Annotated in this window: 22 protein-coding genes; 7 read left to right on the top strand and 15 right to left on the bottom strand. The window is 39.1% G+C overall.

Going from position 1 to position 21,461, the window contains the following annotated elements; translation table 11 throughout:
• Positions 1-51: 51 nt before the first annotated feature.
• From argF to argC, 7 genes are all read right to left on the bottom strand, one after another.
• A complete protein-coding gene (gene argF, locus FAR12_RS11655; protein ID WP_126408839.1) occupies positions 52-1,005 on the bottom strand; it encodes an ornithine carbamoyltransferase in 954 nt (317 codons plus the stop codon).
• Positions 1,002-4,091, bottom strand: coding sequence for a carbamoyl-phosphate synthase (glutamine-hydrolyzing) large subunit (gene carB / locus FAR12_RS11650; protein ID WP_126408838.1), 3,090 nt, complete (start codon positions 4,089-4,091; stop codon positions 1,002-1,004). Before carB ends, argF begins: the two co-directional genes overlap by 4 nt.
• Positions 4,084-5,166, bottom strand: a complete 1,083-nt coding sequence (locus FAR12_RS11645; RefSeq protein WP_126408837.1) for a carbamoyl phosphate synthase small subunit — start codon at positions 5,164-5,166, stop codon at positions 4,084-4,086. The genes carB and FAR12_RS11645 overlap by 8 nt, the downstream gene beginning before the upstream one ends.
• A 76-nt stretch (positions 5,167-5,242) precedes the next feature.
• Positions 5,243-6,400, bottom strand: a complete 1,158-nt coding sequence (gene argD, locus FAR12_RS11640; RefSeq protein ID WP_126408836.1) for an acetylornithine transaminase — start codon at positions 6,398-6,400, stop codon at positions 5,243-5,245.
• Positions 6,401-6,417: 17 nt separating this feature from the next.
• Positions 6,418-7,170 (bottom strand): acetylglutamate kinase, encoded by a 753-nt coding sequence (argB, locus tag FAR12_RS11635; protein WP_126408835.1) that lies wholly within the window; start codon positions 7,168-7,170, stop codon positions 6,418-6,420.
• An 11-nt stretch (positions 7,171-7,181) separates the two neighbouring features.
• Positions 7,182-8,414: a bifunctional ornithine acetyltransferase/N-acetylglutamate synthase gene (gene argJ, locus FAR12_RS11630; protein ID WP_126408834.1), complete on the bottom strand. Its 1,233-nt coding sequence runs from the start codon at positions 8,412-8,414 to the stop codon at positions 7,182-7,184.
• A 12-nt stretch (positions 8,415-8,426) separates the two neighbouring features.
• On the bottom strand, positions 8,427-9,461 hold the full coding sequence (gene argC / locus FAR12_RS11625) for an N-acetyl-gamma-glutamyl-phosphate reductase (RefSeq protein ID WP_126408833.1): 1,035 nt from the start codon (positions 9,459-9,461) through the stop codon (positions 8,427-8,429).
• Positions 9,462-9,784: 323 nt separating this feature from the next.
• Here argC and FAR12_RS11620 point away from each other — a divergent pair, with 323 nt between their 5' ends.
• Positions 9,785-10,477 (top strand): Crp/Fnr family transcriptional regulator, encoded by a 693-nt coding sequence (locus tag FAR12_RS11620; protein WP_126408832.1) that lies wholly within the window; start codon positions 9,785-9,787, stop codon positions 10,475-10,477.
• 73 nt (positions 10,478-10,550) lie between these two features.
• Here the strand turns inward: FAR12_RS11620 and FAR12_RS11615 are convergent, their stop codons facing one another.
• The 3 genes from FAR12_RS11615 to FAR12_RS11605 all read right to left on the bottom strand — a co-directional run bounded on the left by FAR12_RS11615 (position 10,551) and on the right by FAR12_RS11605 (position 13,156).
• The gene (locus FAR12_RS11615; RefSeq protein ID WP_126408831.1) at positions 10,551-11,270 is read right to left on the bottom strand and encodes a YwiC-like family protein; all 720 of its coding nucleotides are present in this window, start codon (positions 11,268-11,270) and stop codon (positions 10,551-10,553) included.
• Positions 11,271-11,381: 111 nt separating this feature from the next.
• Positions 11,382-11,903, bottom strand: coding sequence for a molybdopterin-guanine dinucleotide biosynthesis protein B (mobB, locus tag FAR12_RS11610; RefSeq protein ID WP_342772316.1), 522 nt, complete (start codon positions 11,901-11,903; stop codon positions 11,382-11,384).
• Positions 11,891-13,156: a molybdopterin molybdotransferase MoeA gene (locus FAR12_RS11605; RefSeq protein WP_126408830.1), complete on the bottom strand. Its 1,266-nt coding sequence runs from the start codon at positions 13,154-13,156 to the stop codon at positions 11,891-11,893. The genes mobB and FAR12_RS11605 overlap by 13 nt, the downstream gene beginning before the upstream one ends.
• A 259-nt stretch (positions 13,157-13,415) precedes the next feature.
• Here FAR12_RS11605 and ric point away from each other — a divergent pair, with 259 nt between their 5' ends.
• Entirely contained in the window at positions 13,416-14,111 is a 696-nt protein-coding gene (gene ric / locus FAR12_RS11600) for an iron-sulfur cluster repair di-iron protein (protein WP_126408829.1), read from the top strand.
• 68 nt (positions 14,112-14,179) lie between these two features.
• Here ric and moaA read toward each other — a convergent pair whose 3' ends face one another.
• The 3 genes from moaA to FAR12_RS11585 form a co-directional block, all read right to left on the bottom strand.
• On the bottom strand, positions 14,180-15,190 hold the full coding sequence (gene moaA, locus FAR12_RS11595) for a GTP 3',8-cyclase MoaA (protein WP_126408828.1): 1,011 nt from the start codon (positions 15,188-15,190) through the stop codon (positions 14,180-14,182).
• Positions 15,191-15,493: 303 nt separating this feature from the next.
• The gene (locus tag FAR12_RS11590) at positions 15,494-16,615 is read right to left on the bottom strand and encodes a TIGR04053 family radical SAM/SPASM domain-containing protein (RefSeq protein ID WP_126408827.1); all 1,122 of its coding nucleotides are present in this window, start codon (positions 16,613-16,615) and stop codon (positions 15,494-15,496) included.
• Positions 16,616-16,800: 185 nt separating this feature from the next.
• Positions 16,801-17,109 carry a metal-sulfur cluster assembly factor gene (locus tag FAR12_RS11585; RefSeq protein ID WP_126408826.1) on the bottom strand — a complete coding sequence of 103 codons (309 nt, stop codon included), beginning with the start codon at positions 17,107-17,109 and terminating at the stop codon, positions 16,801-16,803.
• Between the two features lie 315 nt (positions 17,110-17,424).
• Between FAR12_RS11585 and FAR12_RS11580 the strand changes: the two genes are divergently transcribed.
• The 3 genes from FAR12_RS11580 to FAR12_RS11575 all read left to right on the top strand — a co-directional run bounded on the left by FAR12_RS11580 (position 17,425) and on the right by FAR12_RS11575 (position 18,699).
• Entirely contained in the window at positions 17,425-18,243 is an 819-nt protein-coding gene (locus FAR12_RS11580) for a Cof-type HAD-IIB family hydrolase (protein WP_126408825.1), read from the top strand.
• A 116-nt stretch (positions 18,244-18,359) separates the two neighbouring features.
• Positions 18,360-18,512, top strand: coding sequence for a hypothetical protein (locus FAR12_RS23430; protein ID WP_170972174.1), 153 nt, complete (start codon positions 18,360-18,362; stop codon positions 18,510-18,512).
• Between the two features lies 1 nt (position 18,513).
• The gene (locus FAR12_RS11575) at positions 18,514-18,699 is read left to right on the top strand and encodes a DUF3813 domain-containing protein (RefSeq protein ID WP_126408824.1); all 186 of its coding nucleotides are present in this window, start codon (positions 18,514-18,516) and stop codon (positions 18,697-18,699) included.
• Positions 18,700-18,734: 35 nt separating this feature from the next.
• On the opposite strand, the gene FAR12_RS11570 is transcribed toward FAR12_RS11575, so the two are convergent.
• Both FAR12_RS11570 and FAR12_RS11565 read right to left on the bottom strand, forming a co-directional pair.
• On the bottom strand, positions 18,735-19,100 hold the full coding sequence (locus FAR12_RS11570) for an intracellular proteinase inhibitor (RefSeq protein WP_246010376.1): 366 nt from the start codon (positions 19,098-19,100) through the stop codon (positions 18,735-18,737).
• 54 nt (positions 19,101-19,154) lie between these two features.
• Entirely contained in the window at positions 19,155-19,985 is an 831-nt protein-coding gene (locus tag FAR12_RS11565) for a YitT family protein (RefSeq protein ID WP_126408823.1), read from the bottom strand.
• 129 nt (positions 19,986-20,114) lie between these two features.
• Between FAR12_RS11565 and FAR12_RS11560 the strand changes: the two genes are divergently transcribed.
• Together FAR12_RS11560 and FAR12_RS11555 are read left to right on the top strand one after the other, a co-directional pair.
• On the top strand, positions 20,115-20,978 hold the full coding sequence (locus FAR12_RS11560; RefSeq protein WP_126408822.1) for a DegV family protein: 864 nt from the start codon (positions 20,115-20,117) through the stop codon (positions 20,976-20,978).
• A 219-nt stretch (positions 20,979-21,197) separates the two neighbouring features.
• Positions 21,198-21,329, top strand: coding sequence for a DUF3941 domain-containing protein (locus FAR12_RS11555; protein ID WP_126408821.1), 132 nt, complete (start codon positions 21,198-21,200; stop codon positions 21,327-21,329).
• Positions 21,330-21,461 lie beyond the last annotated feature (132 nt).

Below are 21,461 nucleotides of genomic sequence, written 5' to 3'. Positions count from 1 at the left end.
AAATAACCTGTCTAACTTTATGGGGTCACTTCACTCAATGCGGGCTTTTTCTTACTTCAATATTTCAACCAACAATGCTTTTTGGGCGTGAAGGCGGTTGCCTGCCTGTTGGAAGACGTAGGAGTGTTTTCCATCAATGATGGCTGCGGTCACTTCTTCCTCACGGTGTGCTGGCAAGCAATGAAGGAACATATAATCATCCTTCGCACCCTTTACAAGTTCTTCATTGACTTGATATCCTTCAAAGTCCTTTAGCCGCTGTTCATTTTCAGCTTCTTGGCCCATACTTGTCCATACATCTGTATAAATGACATCAGCATCTTCGACGGCTTCATTTGGATTATTCGTCACGATGATTTCGGCTCCTGTTTGCTTAGCAAACTCTTGAGCTTTACTTAACACGACAGCATTTGGCTCATAGCCCTTTGGCGAGGCAACTGCTAATTTCATACCCGTTTTTGCCGCTGCAATCATTAAAGAATGCGCAACATTATTGCCATCTCCAATATAAGACATCTTAATTCCCTTCAAGTTCCCCTTTACTTCGATAACCGTTAGAAGGTCGGCCAAAGCTTGGCAAGGATGATAAAGATCAGTTAATCCATTAATAATCGGGATTGTCGCATGCTCTGCTAATTCTTCAACTCTTTTATGAGAGAACGTACGGATCATAACTGCATCAATGTAATGTGATAAAACTTTTGCCGTATCAGAAATTGGTTCTCCTCTACCTAGCTGCAATTCCTGACCGTTCAAATGGATTACTTGACCGCCTAGCTGAAGCATTCCTGCTTCAAAAGAGACTCTGGTACGGGTTGATGGCTTATCAAAAATCAAGCCTAAAATCTTCCCTTTTAAGAACGGGGTCTCTTCTCCAGATAAATGGGCATTTTTCAGTTCAATGGCTAAGTCAAGCAAGCCTTCTATTGTTTCAGAAGAATAATCTGCTAACGTGAGCAGGTCCTTCCCTTTTATATTTATTGCGTGTTCTTGAATTGCGATCATGAAATTTCCACGCCCTCTCTCAATATTGAGTGCCAATCTTCAATTGCCTTTACTTCAAAATCTTTTACATTCAGAGCCTGACAAAATGCCAGTAAACTCTCTTTTTCCGTAAACGTCATGATTCTCTTTTTTGTCGCTATTTCGCGCAATCTTTTGTCCGCAGGGAGAAACGAAGGATTGTAATAGGCAATCGTCTCATCCGTTAGTAAAGCTCTCTCCTCACTAACAACGATTGGAAATTTCCCATCTCGGTGACTCAATGCCACTTCTTCCTTCAAAACAATTTTCCCACTTGGTTTAATTGCAGCATGGAACACCTTTCTTAACGCTTCCTCAACTGTTTCACCAAGACAAATTCCTTCACCTGTTGATCTCATTTCAGCACTAACCTTGGAATCCAATCCTTTTAACGCAAAATTTGAGAATACCGGATATTTCACACAAACAAATGGTAGCTTCATTAAATTCTTCTCTTCATCGTATTTCGACAAATTATATTTCCCGAGCAATATTTTTGTCGCAATTTGCACAAGAGGAACTCCCGTCACTTTGCTTACAATTGGAGCAGTTCTACTAGCCCTTGGGTTTACTTCCAACACATAGACTTCATCGTTATTCACGATAAATTGGATATTCATAAGACCCTTATACTGCAGATGTTGGGAAATTTTCTTTCCGTATTCAAGCATTTTTTGCTGCACTGAATCAGATAAGTTTTGCGCAGGCAGAATCGACATACTATCGCCTGAGTGTACACCTGTCTTTTCAATATGCTCCATGATTGCTGGGGCTAGAATAAATTGTCCATCTGTCACCAAATCGATTTCTGCTTCAGCTGCATGAAGAAATTCATCTACTAAAAACGGATAATGCGCCTGACCACTTTCAATATAGTGATCGAGTTCCTCCTCGTTATAAATCGTCTCCATTCCTCTTCCACCGATAACGAAGGATGGTCTTAATAGGACTGGAAATCCGATTTTCTTAACAGCGGTAAGCAATTCATCTTGATTGTTAACAATATCTCCTTGTAAATGAGGAATCTCTAATTTTTCTAATAGCTGATAAAATAATTTTCGGTCTTCTAACACATCAATCGTTGCCGACTTCGTTCCTAAAATATTGACATCATACTGTTCCAGTTCGTTTGCAAGATTAATTGCTGTTTGCCCACCAAGCTGGATGATGCAATCGGTAATTTTCTCGGCTTCAATGACGTTAAGGATATCCTCTATCACAAGAGGTTCAAAATACAATTTGTCAGCTGTTGCGAAATCCGTACTAACCGTTTCTGGATTGTTATTGATCATGATCGTTTCAATTCCCTGTTCCTTTAATGCAAATACTCCGTGAACGGAACAGTAATCAAATTCAATTCCTTGACCGATTCGAATCGGCCCACTCCCAATTATGAGTACCTTCTTTTTGGATGATGGGAATTGCTCATTTTCTCCAAAGTAGGTTGAGTAATAATAATTCGATCTTGCTGCAAACTCTGCTGCACATGTATCAACCATTTTATAAGAAGGGATGATACCTAAGTCTTTTCGTTTGCTACGTACCGTTTTCTCAGTAGCCTTCCATACACTTGCTAAATATTTATCACTGAATCCTTTTTCTTTATAAAGCTGAAGCTGTTCTTTTGTAACGCTCTCCAAGTTGGTCGTAGAAATTTCTTTTTCTAAATGGACTAATCTGTCTAAATAAGATAGGAAAAAGAGATCAATTTTCGTTTGCTCATGAAGCTCGTTAATTTCTTTTCCTCTACGTAACAGTTCTAGTAAAACAAATAAGCGTTCATCATTTTGTTCTAGTAATTTTTCCTCAAGTTTCTGTACCGTAAGAGCTCCAAATCCAGAAAGCTGTAAATCGAGTACATCGATTTCAAGAGAATGAATCGCTTTTAATAAAGCACGTTCGAAGTTTCGATCTATCCCCATGACTTCGCCAGTTGCTTTCATTTGCGTCCCGAGCTTACGCTCAATCGTAGAAAATTTATCAAACGGCCATTTCGGAATTTTCACAATGACATAGTCTAGAGCAGGCTCAAAGCTTGCAAATGTATCTCCTGTTACAGGATTGATGATTTCATCTAATGTATATCCTACAGCTAGCTTCGCTGCCATTCTCGCAATGGGATATCCAGTTGCTTTTGAAGCTAACGCTGAAGAGCGGCTTACCCTTGGATTTACCTCAATAAGGTAATAATTTTTGCTCTTTGGATCGAGGGCAAATTGGATATTACAACCACCAATAATGCCAAGAGCAGAAATAATTTTAATGCTTGCTGCACGAAGCATTTGATATTCTTCATCCGTCAATGTTTGAGACGGGGCAACAACTATTGAATCTCCTGTATGAACACCGACTGGGTCGAAATTCTCCATATTGCAAATCGTAATACATGTGTTAGCTGAATCTCGCATAACTTCGTATTCAATTTCCTTAAATCCAGCGATACTTCGTTCAATTAAACATTGTTGGATCGGACTTTCTTGAAGCCCCCCTGACACAAGTTGTTTCAGTTCGTCTTCATTGATGGCAATCCCACCCCCAGTGCCTCCAAGGGTGTAAGCAGGTCTAACGATAATCGGAAAATCAATTGCTCGGGCGAAAGCTAATGCTTCATCAACAGTATGAACAATTTCACTCTCAGGCACAGGCTCATTTAAATCCTTCATAAGCTGGCGAAATGCCTCCCGATCCTCTCCTTTTTTAATTGATTCAATCGAGCTTCCGAGCATTTTCACACCGTACTTTTCGAGGATTCCTTGTTCGCTTAATTGAAAGGCGAGGTTCAAACCTGTTTGCCCTCCAAGCGTGGCAAGAATTCCATCGGGACGTTCTTTTTGAATGATTTTCTCTAAAACATCAACCTTCAATGGTTCAAAGTAAATTCGATCAGCAAAGTTGGAATCAGTCATAATCGTTGCTGGATTGTTATTTACAAGTATTACTTTATAGCCTTCTTCTTTAAGAGCGATACAGCCCTGAGTGCCTGCGTAATCAAACTCAGCTGCTTGACCAATGACAATTGGTCCTGAGCCGATGACTAGTATAGTTTGTATGGTAGAATCTTTAGGCATAAAGCGCGGCACTCCTCTTCGGTTCATTTATCATCTGTAAGAATTCATCAAAAATATAAGCTCCTTCACAAGGACCTGGATTAGCTTCTGGGTGGAACTGAACAGTTTGGATTGGCAAATGCTTATGACTCAGACCTTCCACTGACTTATCATGAAGATTGAAGAACCTCCCCATAAGTCCTGTTCCCTTTATACTTTCTTCATCAACCACATAACTATGGTTTTGCGAAGTCATAAAGACAACATTATTCTTTTCGTCTTTGACTGGTTGGTTCGCTCCTCTATGACCAAACAAAAGCTTTTTCGTATCTCCACCCATCGCAAGTGCTACTAGCTGGTGACCTAAGCAAATCCCTAGTGTTGGATAGTTCTCTAAAAGTTTTTTGATGTTAGGGAGAATATTGCTTAATTGTTTCGGGTCCCCAGGTCCATTGGAAAGGAGAATACCATCAGGATTCAATCCCTCAATGGTTTGAAAAGAAGTATTATAAGGAACGACCGTTACTTTGCAGCCTTTTTCAAGGAGTGAAGAAAGAATCGACTTCTTTGTTCCAAAGTCCATAAGAACGACATGCTTTTTTCCACTTCCGTATGTCTTGATCATTTTATCTGATACGTTTGGAACCTTATCATCAAGCAAATGGTCGTTATTCATTTCATGCGCTTCTTTATCCAACGTCATTCTTGCAGGCATAGACCCTTGATGGCGGATTTTTTTTACGACTGCTCTTGTATCAATATGAGAAAGCAAAGGAATATTCCATTTTTCTAAATACTGTTGCAGTGAGTAGGTTGCTTGATAATGAGATGATTCATTATTCGCCTCATAGACAACGACCCCCGCAACATGTGGCTGTTTACTTTCGAAGTCATCCTCATTTATCCCGTAGTTTCCAATTAACGGATACGTAAAAACAATGATTTGGTCCTTGTAGCTTGGGTCCGTTAATACTTCCTGGTAGCCAGTCATTCCTGTATAAAAGACGATTTCTCCATCTATATTTTGAGTTGGGTTGCTAGTTGCCCAATCTCCTTCGTACACATCCCCACTTTGTAAATGCAAATATCCCTTCACATCATACACCTCAAAATCTTTTGTATATTTATTTTAGATAATTTATATTTATGCAACAAACTGTAAAAAAATTTGTCTATACGGCTGCCTTACTTGTCTTTTCGATTGTATGCTTCATTATTTCTACACACTTGTCTATTTCACTTATCGATGTTGTTAACGGTGGAAGAAGCCTTAACACGTTTTCGCCCGCTGATAAAGCCAGGAATCCTTCGTTTCTTAGTTCTTGTAATAGACCTTGAACAGGTTGATCGAATTCAATCCCAATCATGAGTCCTAGTCCTCTAATGTCCTTTACAGACTCATGGTTTTGCAATTTCTTTGTTAATTGTGAAACTAAATATTCACCTTTTATTAATACCTCTTGCAAAAATATTTCATTAAAAATGATTTCCATTGTTGCAATCGCCGCTGAAATACTGACTGGGTTGCCTCCAAAAGTCGAGCCGTGACTGCCTGGTCCAAAATGAACTTTGAGGCTTTCCTTTCCAATAACAGCCCCGATTGGAAGTCCACTTCCAAGTCCTTTTGCTACTGTAACAATATCAGGTGTAAGATCGAAATGTTGAAAGGCAAATGGTTTTGCTGTACGACCAATCCCTGTTTGGATTTCATCAATGATAAGTAAGGATCCATACTCTTTGCAGAGCTCCTCAACCTCTTGTAAAAATGCCTGCTCACCAACGTGAATGCCACCTTCACCTTGAATGACCTCTAGCATAATCGCTGCTACATCAGTATCCATTTCATTCTTTAATGCATCGATATTATTAAATGGCACATATACAAACTTCTCGAGCATTGGGCCATAGCCTAGCTTGATTTTATCCTGTCCAGTTGCCGCCATCGTGGCAAAGGTTCTTCCATGGAAAGACTTTTCAAAGGTAATAATCTTAGTTTTTCCTGTCGCCTTACGAGCTAGTTTTATCGCAGCTTCATTCGCCTCTGCCCCACTATTCGCGAAAAACACAGCCTCTAACCCGGCAGCTGTTGCCAGTAATTGTGCTGCTTTTTCTTGCTGGCCAATTGTAAAAAGGTTCGATACATGCCAAAAATGGTCAAGTTGTTTAGAAACTGCTTCTTTTATCACCTTCGGCTGATGGCCAAGGTTACATACCCCAATGCCTGATGTATAGTCTAAATAGGTTATACCATTAATATCTGTTAAATAGGTCCCCTCAGCAGACACTGGCTCAACTTCCCAGCGTGCATAGGTCGGAAAAAGATAACTCATCGATTAGCCCTCCCTTTTCAAAGAATCTTCGTCCCATACCATTCATTATTGAGATAAAAGCTTTTCTTTCCTGCTACAATTCGGACACTCTTGATTCCCTTTTTTATCGCGGAGATTGCTGAGGTAACCTTCGGAATCATCCCACCATAGATATCACCTTTTTTGATGTAGCTTTCAATCTCGACTGCTTGGATGGAAGCTCGCATCATACCGTCTATCATAATGCCTTCTACATCTGTAACAAATAGGCATTGCTCCACCTTAAGAGCTTTGGCAACTGCAGCTGCTGCATAATCTGCATTCACATTCAGTTTTGTTCCATCTGCACATGCTGCGATTGGTGTAAGGACTGGGATGATATCTTGTTGTAATAGAAGCTTTAGTAGCTCAACATTGACTTCGGTAATATCCCCAACGAAACCAAGTTGGTCCTTATCAACATACTCAGCTGTTAGGATTCCAGCATCACTCCCATTTAGACCAACAGCCTGCAAACCATTCTCGGACAGCTTTTGAACAAGCTTACGATTGGTTTGACCAGACAACACCATCTCCACAACCTTTAATGTTTCTTCATTCGTTTTGCGTAGACCGTTCACATATTCAGCTTTGACATTTAATTGCTCAAGCATTTGATTAATGTCTGGCCCCCCACCATGGACAATGATGACTTGATAGTTCTGTTTTTTCAATTCATGGAGGCTTGTGAAAAATTCTGCAGACAATTCATCTAAAATACTTCCACCACATTTTATTAGGATCGTTTTCACTTGTATCTCCCCTATGTTCTGTAGCTAGCATTTATTTTCACATAGTCATATGAAAGGTCGCAGCCCCATGCCGTCCCTGTTCCATTTCCCATATGTAGGTCAACAAAGATTTGGATAAAATCCTGTTGCAAATAGGCACTTGCTTCTTCTTCTGAAAAATCGATCAGGTTACTCTTATCCAGCATCGTCACTGGACCTATGGAAATCGTTACTGTTTCAGCTTTCGCTTTCGTGTCTGCTTGACCGATTGCTCCAATAATTCTGCCCCAGTTGGCATCTGCCCCATAAATCGCTGTCTTCACCAAATTAGATCCAACAATTTGCTTCGCAACCTTGCGGGCATCTTCCTCGTCATAAGCACCCACAACCTGCACTTCTACTAATTTCGTCGCACCTTCTCCATCCTTCGCAATTTGCTTCGCAAGACTTTCACATGTTTTAGAAAGTAATCCGACAAATACATCCCAATCAGGATGGCTTGGTGATAAAGGCTGATTTTCAGCTAAGCCATTAGCCATTACTAAAACCATATCGTTTGTCGACGTATCTCCATCGACAGTAATTTGATTAAATGTATAATTTGTTATTTTTTTTAATGCCACTTGTAAGTACTCGGGAGAAATATTCGCATCCGTCGTCACAAAACCGAGCATGGTTGCCATATTGGGATGAATCATGCCAGAGCCTTTCGATGCTCCCCCCATATGAACCGTTTTGCCATCTATCGTACCTTTAAATCCACAACTCTTCATGCAAGTATCCGTCGTTAAGATAGCCGTTTGGAAACCTTCCGCAAACTCTTCTTCAGCACCGAGTTCCAATTGAGAAATACCATTCTTAATTTTATCCATTTTAAGATATTCCCCAATTACGCCTGTTGAAGCGACGGCCACTAAAGTTTCATCGATACCAACCTTTTTAGCTGCTAAAACCCTCATTTCATATGCATCTAGAAGACCCTTCTCTCCTGTACAAGCATTGGCACATGCACTATTGACGACAACAGCTTGTAACAGACCTCCGTGGCTCAAGCTCTCCTGTGTTACTTTGATTGGAGCTGCTTGAAAATCATTTAATGTATAGACAGCAGCACTATTTGCTGGAACTTCGCTAAAAATCATCCCTACATCCTTGCGTGAATGTCTCAATCCAGCGTGAGTGCCTCCTGTTAAAAATCCTTTCGGTGAAAGAATAGTACCATTCTCAATTTCTTGTATACTTGAAACCTTCGTAAGTGTTTCCACCTGGTCTCCTCCTTATGGGTAGAGAGGCATCATTTCAAGGCCTAGCGTTTCTTCTAGTCCAAATAGAATATTTGCATTTTGAACCGCTTGCCCTGCTGCCCCTTTCATTAAATTATCAATTACGGATACGATCGTTAATCGTCCGGTACGTTCATCTACATGTAAGCCAATATCACAATAGTTAGAGCCTGCCACTTCCTTGACAGAAGGATAACTGCCAAGTGGCCGCACCCGCACAAACGGAGCGTTTAGATAGGATTCGTTATATAAATCTAGAATCTGTTCCGTGCTATATCGGCCGCGTAGCTTGACATAAATCGTGGTCATAATCCCTCTTGTCATTGGCAATAAATGCGTACTGAAGGTGATTGGCCGGATACTTTCATTCCAAGAAAGCAATTGCTGCTCGATTTCTGGTGTATGCTGATGCTCATTCACTTTATAAATTTTGAAGTTTTCATTCACCTCTGCAAACAAGGAGCCTTTTGATAGCGACTTTCCTGCACCAGATGTTCCTGATTTCCCATCAATGATGATACTCTCTGTATCTATTAACCTTGCTTTTGTTACTGGAGCTAATCCCAACAAAGCTGACGTGGCGTAACATCCAGGATTTGCTATGAGTCTGGAATGCTTGATTTGCTCTTTGTTCCACTCGCTTAGTCCATATACAGCTTCCTCAATTAGCTGACCATTAGCTGGCTCCTTTTTATACCAGCGCTCATATTCACCTGATTTTTTGAGCCGAAGGTCTCCTGATAGATCAATAACTTTAATATCCTTATCTGAAAATTCATCGACTAGCTTACTAGAAACGCCAGAAGGAGTCGCTAAAAAGACAACATCACTTTCTGTCGAAATTCTGTCAAAATTTATTTTTTCAATCTGACTCTCTAAAATGTTATATAAATGTGGATACTCATTCCAAATCGGCACTTCCTCTTTGGTGGAATGAATTGAATGAATGTTGAATACAGGATGCCGATGGAGAATACGCAGCAACTCCACTCCCCCATAGCCTGTAGTCCCTATAACTGAAACTTTCATTTCATTCCCCTCTCTTTTATAAAATGCATAAATAACCATCTGAATTTATTTTTATAAATTTTCGTTGCTCTTATTATAAGAATTCATTTTCTTAAAATCAACCAATTTTTGAAATTAATTAAAAAATAGGACTCTCTTAATTTCTATCTGTTATTTTCTGGATGCGATTAATTGATTGACTATGCTATTTTTTATTTCTAAACTGATAATAGGTAGAACTTCATAGGCACTAGCTGTTCAAAAATTGTTCAATTTTATGACCTTCAGTGCAATGTGAAATCAACGCAGGTAAATTTTTCGCCTCATATAAAGGTGGTTAAAGGATGCAAGCATATACTGAAATATCAACAGAACTGCAATCATTTATTGAAGCGGTCCATCATAATCGTAAAATCGAAAAAGGGATGTTCCTATATCAAGAGGGTACTAAAGCGAATGAGTTGTTCTTGATTTTAAGTGGGAAGATTCAATTGAGTAAAATGATTCCTGATGGTCGTGAACTGACGTTGCGGATGGCATCAGAGGGTGATTTAATCGGTGAACTTTCCCTCTTCTGTTCTGCTCAAAATCATATGCAGAACGCAAAGGTAATGGAAAGTGGAGAAGTTGCTGTCATCTTCAAAAGTGAACTAGAAAAAAAGCTCAGTGAGAACCATGAGATCGCATTGGAGTTTATGAAGTGGCTAAGTCAGGAGCATCGCAAAACTCAGACAAAGTTTCGTGATCTGATTTTACACGGAAAAAAAGGTGCACTCTATTCCACGTTAATTCGTTTGTCTAATAGTTACGGACTCGATACAAAGGATGGCATCGTCATTAATACATCATTAACGAATCAGGAATTAGCCAATTTTTGCGGGACGTCACGCGAGGTTGTCAATCGTCTGTTAAGTGAACTAAGAAAAAGTAATATAATCTCGATTGATAAAGGCATTATCACCATTCACGATCTAGAATACATTAAGATCGAAATTGATTGTGAAAATTGCCCGATCGAAATATGCTCGATTGAATAGAAAGAACTCGGTCTTATGAACTACACCCAATTGCTAACGATTTGGGCGCAGTTCATTACTTGACCGAGTTCTTTTAAATTAGGACTGCAATTGTCATGGCGATAAAGAAAATGACAGCATTGACGATTTCTAGTATGCCAACATCCTTCATGGAATAGGGCTTCCCGTAAAAATAATATGCTCGAATAAGGCTTGGGATAAAGGCGAGCGCTACGATCCTATAGCCAAAAATCAGGTAGAGTACAGGAATGATGATATGGTAGGTCCAAGAAATTCGTTTGTAAACGATATTTTTCTTTTCCCTTATCATTGTTTTTACGTAGAAGGTTGAACCAATGAAAAACAAACTAGATGCTACAAAAATTAGTATTGTGTCTGCATTCGTATGACCATAGGGCAAATACGCACTCGCTAAACCAGCAATGCCAAACACAATGATCGCACTGAAATCATTCAGTAAAGCACGGTCATTTTTTTTACTCGAATAATAAGCATTTATGATAAAAAACGGAATCATTGCTATACCAAAATAAACAATTGACGGGCGAGTCCATAACGGGATTAACAATAAAACAAGAGCTGGAATGATATAAATAAGCGTCCACTTTCGATAGAACGGGATTTTTTTTCCTTTAAAAAGCAACAGCATTGGATAGGTTGCTAAATATAATAAAAGCCAGCCGATAAAAAACGGGATATGTTGCCAGATGAAGGCTTGCGTAACAACCCCTAACCAAAAAGGAATTATTAACATTGCCCACGCACCATGCTGTTTCGGCATAAATAATTTCATGCTAAACTCACTCCTAATTTTTCTCCTTAACCATACTATATATGATTAAAAAGGAATTACGAGTGAGTGTCATCACATATTGGAAAACCGACACATAATCTTCACAACTTATTAGTCGAAAGACCTTCTTTGCAAGTAATGCGCGAGCCATTGTGGTCCAGTTTCATCATGGATTGAAAAGGCTTGAATCGTTTCAAGATTATTGTTCAACTGATCCCAATAGAAAACGACTTTAATATTTTGCAACTGTTCGAGTAACGATAGATCCTCTTTTTTTCGAATCAGCACCCCTTTTGGAAACGACTCGTGCTTATGACCTTCAATGAGGATGAAATCTGGCTGAAAAAAGGACATTAGCTCGAGCTTCTCTTCAAGTGACCAATGATTTTTTTCTGCTTGCAGAAGAAGATGGCCATCACCTTCCACAAGCGTCGCAATGGCTCCAGCTTGTAAATGCTGATGCGAATCTTTTCCCTCTTGAAAATCTGGCTTCCCGCCATGCCCATGGTGCTTAATCGTCACTGCTGTTAATCCTAGTTGAGCTAATTCATTTATCACCTTTTTGATTAAGGTTGTTTTGCCACTGTTTTGAAACCCTACGATTTGAAAAATGGTAGGGTTCACCATGGCCATTCACTGCCTTCATGCTCCTCAAGTAACAGAATCTCTACTTCGTCTCCAGCTTGATAGCCTCGAGTACCACCGGGCAATATAGTTAATGAGTTCGCACCGGCTAGGCTCATCACAATATTCGATTTATCCAATCCGCTCGGTGTCGTGATTAATTTGCCATCTGTGATGAAGCATTTACTTCTGACAAAACGGGTAAATGGATTTGCTTTCGGAAAATCCACATCAAGTATTGCCTTTTCTTTTCGTAAATGCGGGTTTGGAGAAAAAAGCATTTTCCGTATAACCGGTCTTGCAAATAACTCAAAGCCGACATAACAAGCAGATGGATTGCCCGAAAGACCGAACAAGATTTTATCATGATAATGAGCAACGGTCGTAACACTTCCAGGACGCATTCCTACTTTATTAAACAACACTTCCGCACCTAGTTTTTCATAGATGGATGGTAAAAAATCAAAATCTCCAACCGAGACACCACCAGTTGTAACAAGCATGTCTACTTTTTCAATCGCTTCTTTGATTGCTTCAAAACATGTATCAAAATCATCAGGAAGCGTACCAAAATAAGTAACCTCTGCCCCTGTACGCTCCATTTGTCCACTAATCATATACGAATTACTATTTCTGATTTTTCCAGGCTCGAGCGGTTCGTCCACATCTAAAAGCTCTGTACCTGTAGCAAATAACCCAACCTTTGGTTTTGCTGCAACCGGTACCTTTGCATATCCAAAGGTTGCAAGCACAGCTTGTATGCCTGGGTTAATTCGCGTCCCCTTTGAAACGAGTATGTCTCCTTCTTTCGCATCTTCCCCCCGGAAAGATACATTTTCTCCCGGCTTATGAACACGTTTTGTTGACATATATGCTTGTCCGTCCCGCTCGTAATCCTTCGTTAATTCGAGCATGATTACACAATCACAGGCGTCAGGCATTTGAGCACCCGTCATAATTCTTACCGCTTGGAAAGGACCAACGCTTTTATTGGAAACCAATCCTGCTCCGATATGATCAATGACTTCAAACTCAACTGGATTTTGCTGGCTCGCTTCAGCTGTATCAATTGCCCGGACAGCATAACCGTCATATGGAGCACGATCAAAATGAGGTACATCACTTGTCGCTAACACGTCTTCTGATAAAAAACGTCCATAGCTTTCATTTATAGATACATATTCTGTTTTCCCCTTCATTCGGATGTTCATTATTTTCAACACTGCTTCACTTATGGAAATTGGTTTTCTGAACTCTCCCATTACTATCACTCCAACCTTGTAGTAAACCTATTTGATTATTATAAGCGTACAAAATTTCCCGCTACATGACAAATATCACAGGAAAAAATTTCATTTTTTTTGTGAATTATTATGATTAGCCTTCCTTCTGTTGCAAAGGGCTCCATAAACGCCTCACCCCAATATAATTTCTCCTGTGTGTGATATGTATCACGTAATTCTAAGAAAAAATCATATATGCTTACAATGTGAAAATAAAAATTACAGGAGGTCCAGGGTTATGTCCTATCCTTTTAACGAAGCTTCATTAGTAAAAGATATTGTGAATGAAATGCCTAAGGCTGCAGATATTTTTAAAAAGTACCGAATTGATTTTTGCTGTGGTGGAAACATCCCTTTAAGTGAGGCAGCAGTTCAAAGAGCAGTAAATGTTGAAGAATTGACGAATCAATTAATCCAAGTTTATGAGAACCATCAAAACTCAGCAGATTCTCCAGAGATTTGGACTGATTCCTCATCGGAAGAAATTATTAAGCATATCCAGGAACGCTACCACCGTCCACTTGAGGAAGAACTGGCTCAACTAAGCCCTTATGTGACAAAAGTAGCTAGAGTACACGGCGATGGCCATCCTGAACTTTTAAAGGTATATGAACTATTCTATGAATTAAAAAAGGAATTACTTGAGCATACGAAGAAGGAAGACGAATTCACTTTCCCTTCATTACTAAAGCTTGATGATCCTAACGTGGAAAATTCAGAAGAAATTGTTGCAGCTATCGTTGAGCTAGAAAAAGAGCATGATCATGCTGGTAGCATCCTAAAAGAATTAAGAGAGATTACTTCTGACTTTACACCACCAATGGACGCGTGTGGTTCCTACCGCTTAGTCTTCAAACGATTAGAGTTACTAGAAGCAGATACATTCATGCATATCCATCTTGAAAATAATATTTTGTTCCCAAGATATATCTAAACCCACGGCTGCGATACATTATCGCAGCTTTTCTCATGAAAAAAACTCTCTCAATTGCTTGAGAGAGTTTATCCACCTATATAGGACATTTCAATTTTCTTTCGATTTGCTACGGTTTCTGCAGTACGGATATCAGAGTAACGGTCATCTCTTCCATTCCATATTTCACAAACACGTTCAATGATTTCCTGGTCATTTACGCCTGTCCTCATGAAATCTCTTAAATCATGACCATTCCCATTGAACAAGCATGTATAGATCTTTCCATCAGCCGATAATCTTGAACGGGTACAGCTGGAGCAAAATGATTCTGAAACGGATGTAATAAAGCCAACATCCACATTGGTATCCTTATAACGATAACGCTTAGCAACCTCGCCATAATAGTCTGGGTCCACTGGTTCTAGGGAAAAACGCTCGCTCAGCTGCTCGAAAATTTCCTTCTTCGTTACAACATCATCCATTTTCCAACCGTTTGAACTTCCTACATCCATGAACTCAATATAGCGGAGCTGCAACTCATTATCCTTGCAAAATTGAGCCATCGGAATGATCTCCGAATCGTTTAGCCCTTTTTTCACAACCATGTTAATCTTGACGCCCAATCCTGCTTCTTGAGCAGCCTTTATTCCTTTTAAAATTGGACCAACACCAACATTACGCCCGTTGATTTCGCCAAACAATTCATCCTTTAAGCTATCTAAGCTAATATTGACTCGTTTTAATCCTGCTTCTTTTAATGCTTTCGCATGTTTTGGTAGTAAAACACCATTCGTAGTTAGACCGATATCCTTTAATCCTTCGATCTTAGAAAGCATCTCAACTAGATAAGGAAGGTCCTTTCGTAACAAAGGCTCTCCTCCAGTTAAGCGGATTTTTTCAACACCTAATCCAACAAAAATCCGTGCCAATCGCTCAATTTCCTCATAGCTTAATAATTGATTCCTTGGTAAAAACACAAAATCAGGGCCGAATATATCAGCAGGCATACAATATTGGCAGCGAAAATTACAACGATCTATAACAGAAATCCGCAGATCTCTTAATGGTCTATTTAATTGATCTTTTACTTTAGTCAATTCCCATCAACTCCATATTAGAGTGTGTTTCATTTCAAGCTTTATAATGTTATTACATCATAATTCCTATAACTATAGGTATAAAATGTATAATTGTCATGAAGTTGTCATCAATTTAACTCTTTTTTCTATTTTACCATTTACATTCAATAATCTCATAATGGCACATATCACACTTAAAAACGAATAATTTTTGATTCTAATTCAGGTATCTATTGGATCTTAATTTATTCTATAAAAAAAGGTACCGTCCTAGAATAGGTAACACAAAAATGGAGCGCACAAATCAGGCGCTCCACTCGATTACGCTTCTTTTTTTCTTAATGCTTTTGGAATATACACACAGAACGGTTCACTCTCTAAATAATCCCCTGTCATCGCGTAGGCGCGAGAGCGGGAACCACCACATACATTTCTGAATTCACAAACTCCGCATTTGCCCTTATATTTGTCTGGATTCCGCAAATCTTTGAAAATCGGTGATTCTCTGTATATTTCTGCAAGCGGCTGTTCTTTTACGTTCCCTGCCTTGACTGGTAAAAGTCCACTCGGGTATACATCACCAACATGCGAGATAAATACAAAGCCATTTCCATCATTGACTCCCTTAGGTGCGCGTCCTAATCCATCAATCGAACCAGTCAGTCCCTGCTCAGTTAACGCATCTAAATAGCGAATTTCTTCTGTTTGTCCCTTTTTCTCTTTGAGCTTTTGTTGAATAAAAACTCTACGGTAGTGCTGTCCCGCAGTTGTTTTAATATCGAATTTAACACGCTTGCTCAAATCGTGAAGCCACAGGAACACCTTCTCATGTTCCACTGGTGAAATCATGTCACTCTCTTGACCTCTCCCCGTTGGAACGAGGAAGAATACGCTCCAAAGCACACAATCTAACTCCTCAATCAACTGTGCCATTTCTTCTAAGTAATTCACATTATAACGAGAAATAACCGTATTAATTTGTATCGGAATCTCGAGCTCATGAAGATATTTGATTCTCTCCATCGTTAAATCAAATGAACCTGCAGTTCCACGAAAATGGTCATGAATTTCCGCATTATGACCATCTAAGCTAAATGCCCAGCGTGAAAGGCCAACTGCCTTCGCTTTTTCAATCGCTTCTTTTGTCACATTCGGCGTTGCACTTGGTGTCATCGAAACACGGACACCTTTTTTAACAGCGTATTCTGCAATATCAAATACATCAGGACGCATCAATGGGTCTCCACCTGTAAAAACAAGCATTGGATTATTCATTTCATATATTTGGTCAATTAAGTCTTTTCCTTGTTCAAACGTTAATTCACGGGGATCTCTTTTATATTGCGCCTCTGCTCGACAGTGTAAGCATTTCAACTGACAAGCTCTCGTTAACTCCCAAATGACGATAAACGGATCTTTATTGAAATCTCTACTAAAAACCATTCAAAACGCCTCCCAGCTATTTTGAGGGACTTTTTGTTTGAACCAATTTCGTATGACGAAATCGATTTAAAAAAAGTTTCTGTACATGCATTATAAAAGCTTTTTCGAGAGAAGAAAGTGAACTATCTCACAGTTGACGCAAAAAAACAGGGTTTCCCCTGTTTTTAACTGAAAAATATTTAGAATTAACGAATGCCTAAGGCAATTTTTGCATAACGAGACATTCTGTCCTTTGTCCATGGCGGATTCCAGACAATATTTACATCTGTACTCTTAACCTCAGGAATTTCATCTAACGCTGTTTTGACTTGATCAACAATTGTACCTGCTAGTGGGCAGCCCATTGTTGTCAATGTCATCGTCACCGTTGTATTCCCCTCTTCATCCATTTCTATATCATATACCAAACCTAAATTCACAATATCTATTCCAAGCTCTGGGTCAACAACAAGCTCAAGAGCTCCCATAATACTATCTTTTACTTCTTGATCCATTCGACTCACTCCCTTAAATCGTATTCATTTCTATCTTAGACAAAGATACCATTGTTTTCAAATGATAAGTCGATTTTATCTATTTTGTCGCGAAGTTGTAGTGATTTCCATCATATAAGGCTAAAATAAAATTATTTCATTGTTTTCGTAGCAATTTTTGCGAAAAGAGCCAAATATTTAATCATAATCTTTTACAAAACTTCACAAAAATTGATACCATTATTAAGATTTCCTATATTTTTAGTTTAACATGTAGACGGATAAAAACCTAAAGCTTTAAACTATTATTACTAAATAAAACACGAAGGAGAAATTATGGCAGAAAAACACTTAATCGCATTAGATTTAGATGGTACGTTACTAACCGATGATAAAAAAATATCTGAGACAACGAAAAAAGTTCTTAAGAAAGCTCAAATGGATGGGCATATTGTGATGATTGCAACTGGAAGACCATTTCGTTCTAGTGAAATGTACTACCATGAGCTCAATTTAAATACCCCGATCGTTAATTTTAATGGAGCATTTGTCCATCACCCTCTTCAAAATGATTGGCTCGGTTATCATGCTCCTCTCGATATTAAAGTGGCGAAGGATGTAGTTGAAGTATGTCATGACTACCAATTCCACAACATTGTTGCAGAAGTAATGGATAAGGTCTATTTCCATAATCACGACGAAAGAATTCTCGATGTGTTTTCCATGGGAAATCCAAAGATCACAACAGGGGATTTACGAGAATTCCTTACTGACTCTCCAACAAGTATGTTAATTCATACAGAAGAAGATCAGCTAAAAGTGATTCGCAAACACTTATCTGAAGTCCACGCAGAAATGATTGATCATCGCAGCTGGGCTGCTCCATGGCATGTTATTGAAATCATTAAACATGGGTTAAATAAGGCTGTTGGGATTCAAAAAGTAGCTGAGTATGTCAATATTCCGAAAGAAAGAATCATTGCCTTCGGAGACGAGGATAATGATTTAGAAATGATTGAATATGCTGGACACGGGATCGCGATGGGCAATGCGATTGCACCTTTAAAAAATATCGCCAAAGACATCACCGTGACAAACGAAGAAGATGGGGTCGCAGTTTATTTAAACGATCTTCTCAACCTTAAAGCGATTTAGGCAAAAAGTGGGTTCATGAACCTTAATGGTTAGAGCATACTAAACAGTGAAGCAGCTAAGATTTTTTCAAAAATCGACAGCAGTTTCGCAAGCTCGAAAAGCCAGGAGGGATTGGAATGGGTAGAAGTAGTAAATCGAAGCGCTTTGTCCAACGTGGAGTAGATGCAGTAACACAGCATGATAAACGCATTCCTTACCATACCACCTATGCCGAAGCGGAAGCTCAAAAAATGGCAAATGTTAAAGATTCCTCACTAGGAGGAATCTAGCATGGGTAATCGCCTGTTCATTGAAGCAAGAAATGCTGTAGAACAAGCCAAAAATGCTACCGGAAGCGGCCAGCATACTGAAATTGCTCGTGCGAAAAATGCCATTTCTTCCGCTTTTGCCAATTCTACAATGGCAGAGAGAAGACAATTAAGTCAACTGCAAAATGAGCTTGATCAATTAACGTAAAGAAAAGCCGGCACTGAAACATGGTGCCGGCTTTTCTAATCGTAAAATTCCTCTAATATGACAGGATAATTATGTACAATCTGATTGGCCTTATCCCGTTCATACAGATTAAGTATGAGAGTGGCGTTATCAGGAAGCTGTTCTGTAGGAATCTTCACAGCAATTTTAAAAGGAGCCGAGGATTTATCCGATAAGGTTACTTTCGTTTCATCGACATATTGATAATGCCCGTCCTCCACTGTGTAAAAAAATACTCCAGCTTCTGTACGAACTTCCCCTTCAACAAGATACTCTCCCTTTTCACCATCTACGAGAACATTTTTGAAAACAGCTTGTTCACCCTCTCCAAATAGTAGACTTGATAGAAACGGGATGAATAATAGGAATTGTAACAGACTCATCTTTTGGCACTCTCCTTTCTACTTCATTAGATTCTACTCTCCGGCAAAAAATGACTAGTCCTTACGGAAAAAACCGAATATCCCCGTTGTCTGAACAATATTTGTGAATGCATGTGGGTCGACCTCTTTTAAAATCTGCTGAAGCTCAAAAAGCTCATACCGAGTAATCACAATAATCATCATTTCCTTTGTTTCATTTGTAAAAGCCCCTTTAGCGGGGACTGTGGTAATCCCTCTCATTAACTTTGAATGAATCGCGTTTTTCAGCTCTTCGTATTTTTTTGTCACAATCATCGCTGTTAATTTTTCATGACGAGTATGAATCGCATCAATGACCCTTGTGGAAGCATACAAAGTGACGAGTGTGTAGAGGGCTTTTTCCCAGCCGAATAAAAAGCCTGCTGTCAAAATAATAATGCCATTCAAAGCAAAAAAGTAAGTCCCCACAGGACGATCTGACATTCTAGAAAGAACCATCGCAATGATATCCAATCCTCCAGTTGATGCCCCCATTCTTAACGTTAATCCAATTCCTACTGCCGCAATGACTCCTCCAAAAACAGCATTTAATAAAATATCATGTGATAATTGATAAATTGGGATAATTTCAAGAAATAACGACATGAGTGCCACACTAATAAAGCTGTACAAGGTGAACGACTTCCCTACTTTTAACCAACCAAGAATGGTTACAGGGATATTTAAAAGGAACAGGAGAATCCCAGTCGATACATTCCCGCCAAAAATACTTGATAATAGTTGGGCGGTTCCGGTGAATCCACTGGCGTATACGTTTGCCGGAATTAGAAAAAGATTCATGGCTACCGCATTTAATAGAGCTCCAATCAAGACAACTATGAGTTTTTTTACATGAAGCAGAATAATAACTACCTCCTTTTTCGAGTGAAAAATCTATCTCTTATCCCTAATTTCCCCATTCTAACTACTATTTATTGAGTTTTTCTCATAATTTCTATAAACTAAAAGAAATGATTGAAAGCAGGTGTATGTTTTATGTCAGTAAAAATTCTAGCTGACAGCGCGAGTGATTTACCACTAGAGTTTTTTGAAGAAAATGGCGTGACTCTCTTTCCTTTGGGAGTTCATTTAGAAGATAAGGAATACGAGGATCTCATCACAATTAAACCTTCCAAAGTTTACGATGCAATTCGTTCTGGCCATATGCCAAAAACATCACAAGTATCTCCTTCCCTTTTCGAAGAAGTTTTTACAAGCATGGCGAAAAATAATGAAGAAGGCATTTATATCGCCTTTTCATCTGGCCTTTCCGGTACATATCAAACGGCCGTCATGATTCGCGATCAAGTAAAAGAGGAGTACCCAAATTTAAAACTTGAGATTGTTGACACTAAGTGTGCTTCATTAGGTTGTGGTCTTGTTGTCATGGAGGCAGCGAAATTAGCGAATGCAGGTGCATCTTTTGAAGCTGTACTTGAGGATGTTAAATTCCGCAGCGAGCATATGGAGCATTTATTTACAGTAGATGATTTAGACCATTTGGCAAAGGGCGGACGTCTTTCGAAAGCATCAGCATTTATGGGTGGACTGTTGAATATTAAACCACTTTTAAATATGGAAGACGGCAAGCTTGTTCCGATTGAAAAACATCGTGGGCAAAAGAAGCTCCTTCGTCGCATTATCGAAGTAATGAACGAGCGTGGCAGTGAATTAGAAAAGCAAACGATTGGAATTAGCCATGCAGACAGTCTAGAAATGGCTCAAAACATGAAGGAATTAATTCAGGAAGAGTTAAAGGTAGCGGATGTAAAAATTTCCGATATCGGTGCAGCGATTGGTTCTCATACTGGAGCTGGCACAATTGCCTTCTTCTTCCTGAACGAATTACCTTCTAAGTAAAAGACTCTTTTCGCTAACTTAGTTGCTTTTGAATATTATTGTTCTTATGTATACCTATATTTCCCAAAAACAATGAAGATGTAGCGAAAAGTGCTGTGGAAACATAATATTGTAACTCATTAGATTTTTTTAAATAAGAAAGATATGTACATACTCCTTTTTAACTTGAAGAACAATAAAGCGATGACTTTTATTCTTTAATAGAAAGGAGTATTTTTTATGCCACATACTTCTGATAATGATAAAAAAGCGCAGGACAACAATGCTTTCCGCCATGAGAAAAACATGGAGCGAGAGAAAAATCGCAAAGCAGGTAAGCGCCAATACTCAAAAAAGACGGACCATCTATGATCGAAAAGAGCTGCTCCTTGGTGGGAGCAGCTCTTTTATCGTGGATATCGGCGATAATTTGGATATATCGGCGATTTTTTCATTTTATCGGCGAAAATGGAAATATATCGGCGTTTATCTCATTTTATCGGC

This window comes from Bacillus yapensis (assembly GCF_005280205.1).
Lineage (GTDB): Bacteria > Bacillota > Bacilli > Bacillales > Cytobacillaceae > Robertmurraya > Robertmurraya yapensis.
The sequence above is the reverse complement of the archived record's forward strand: the minus strand, read 5'-3'. Positions and strand labels throughout refer to the sequence as shown.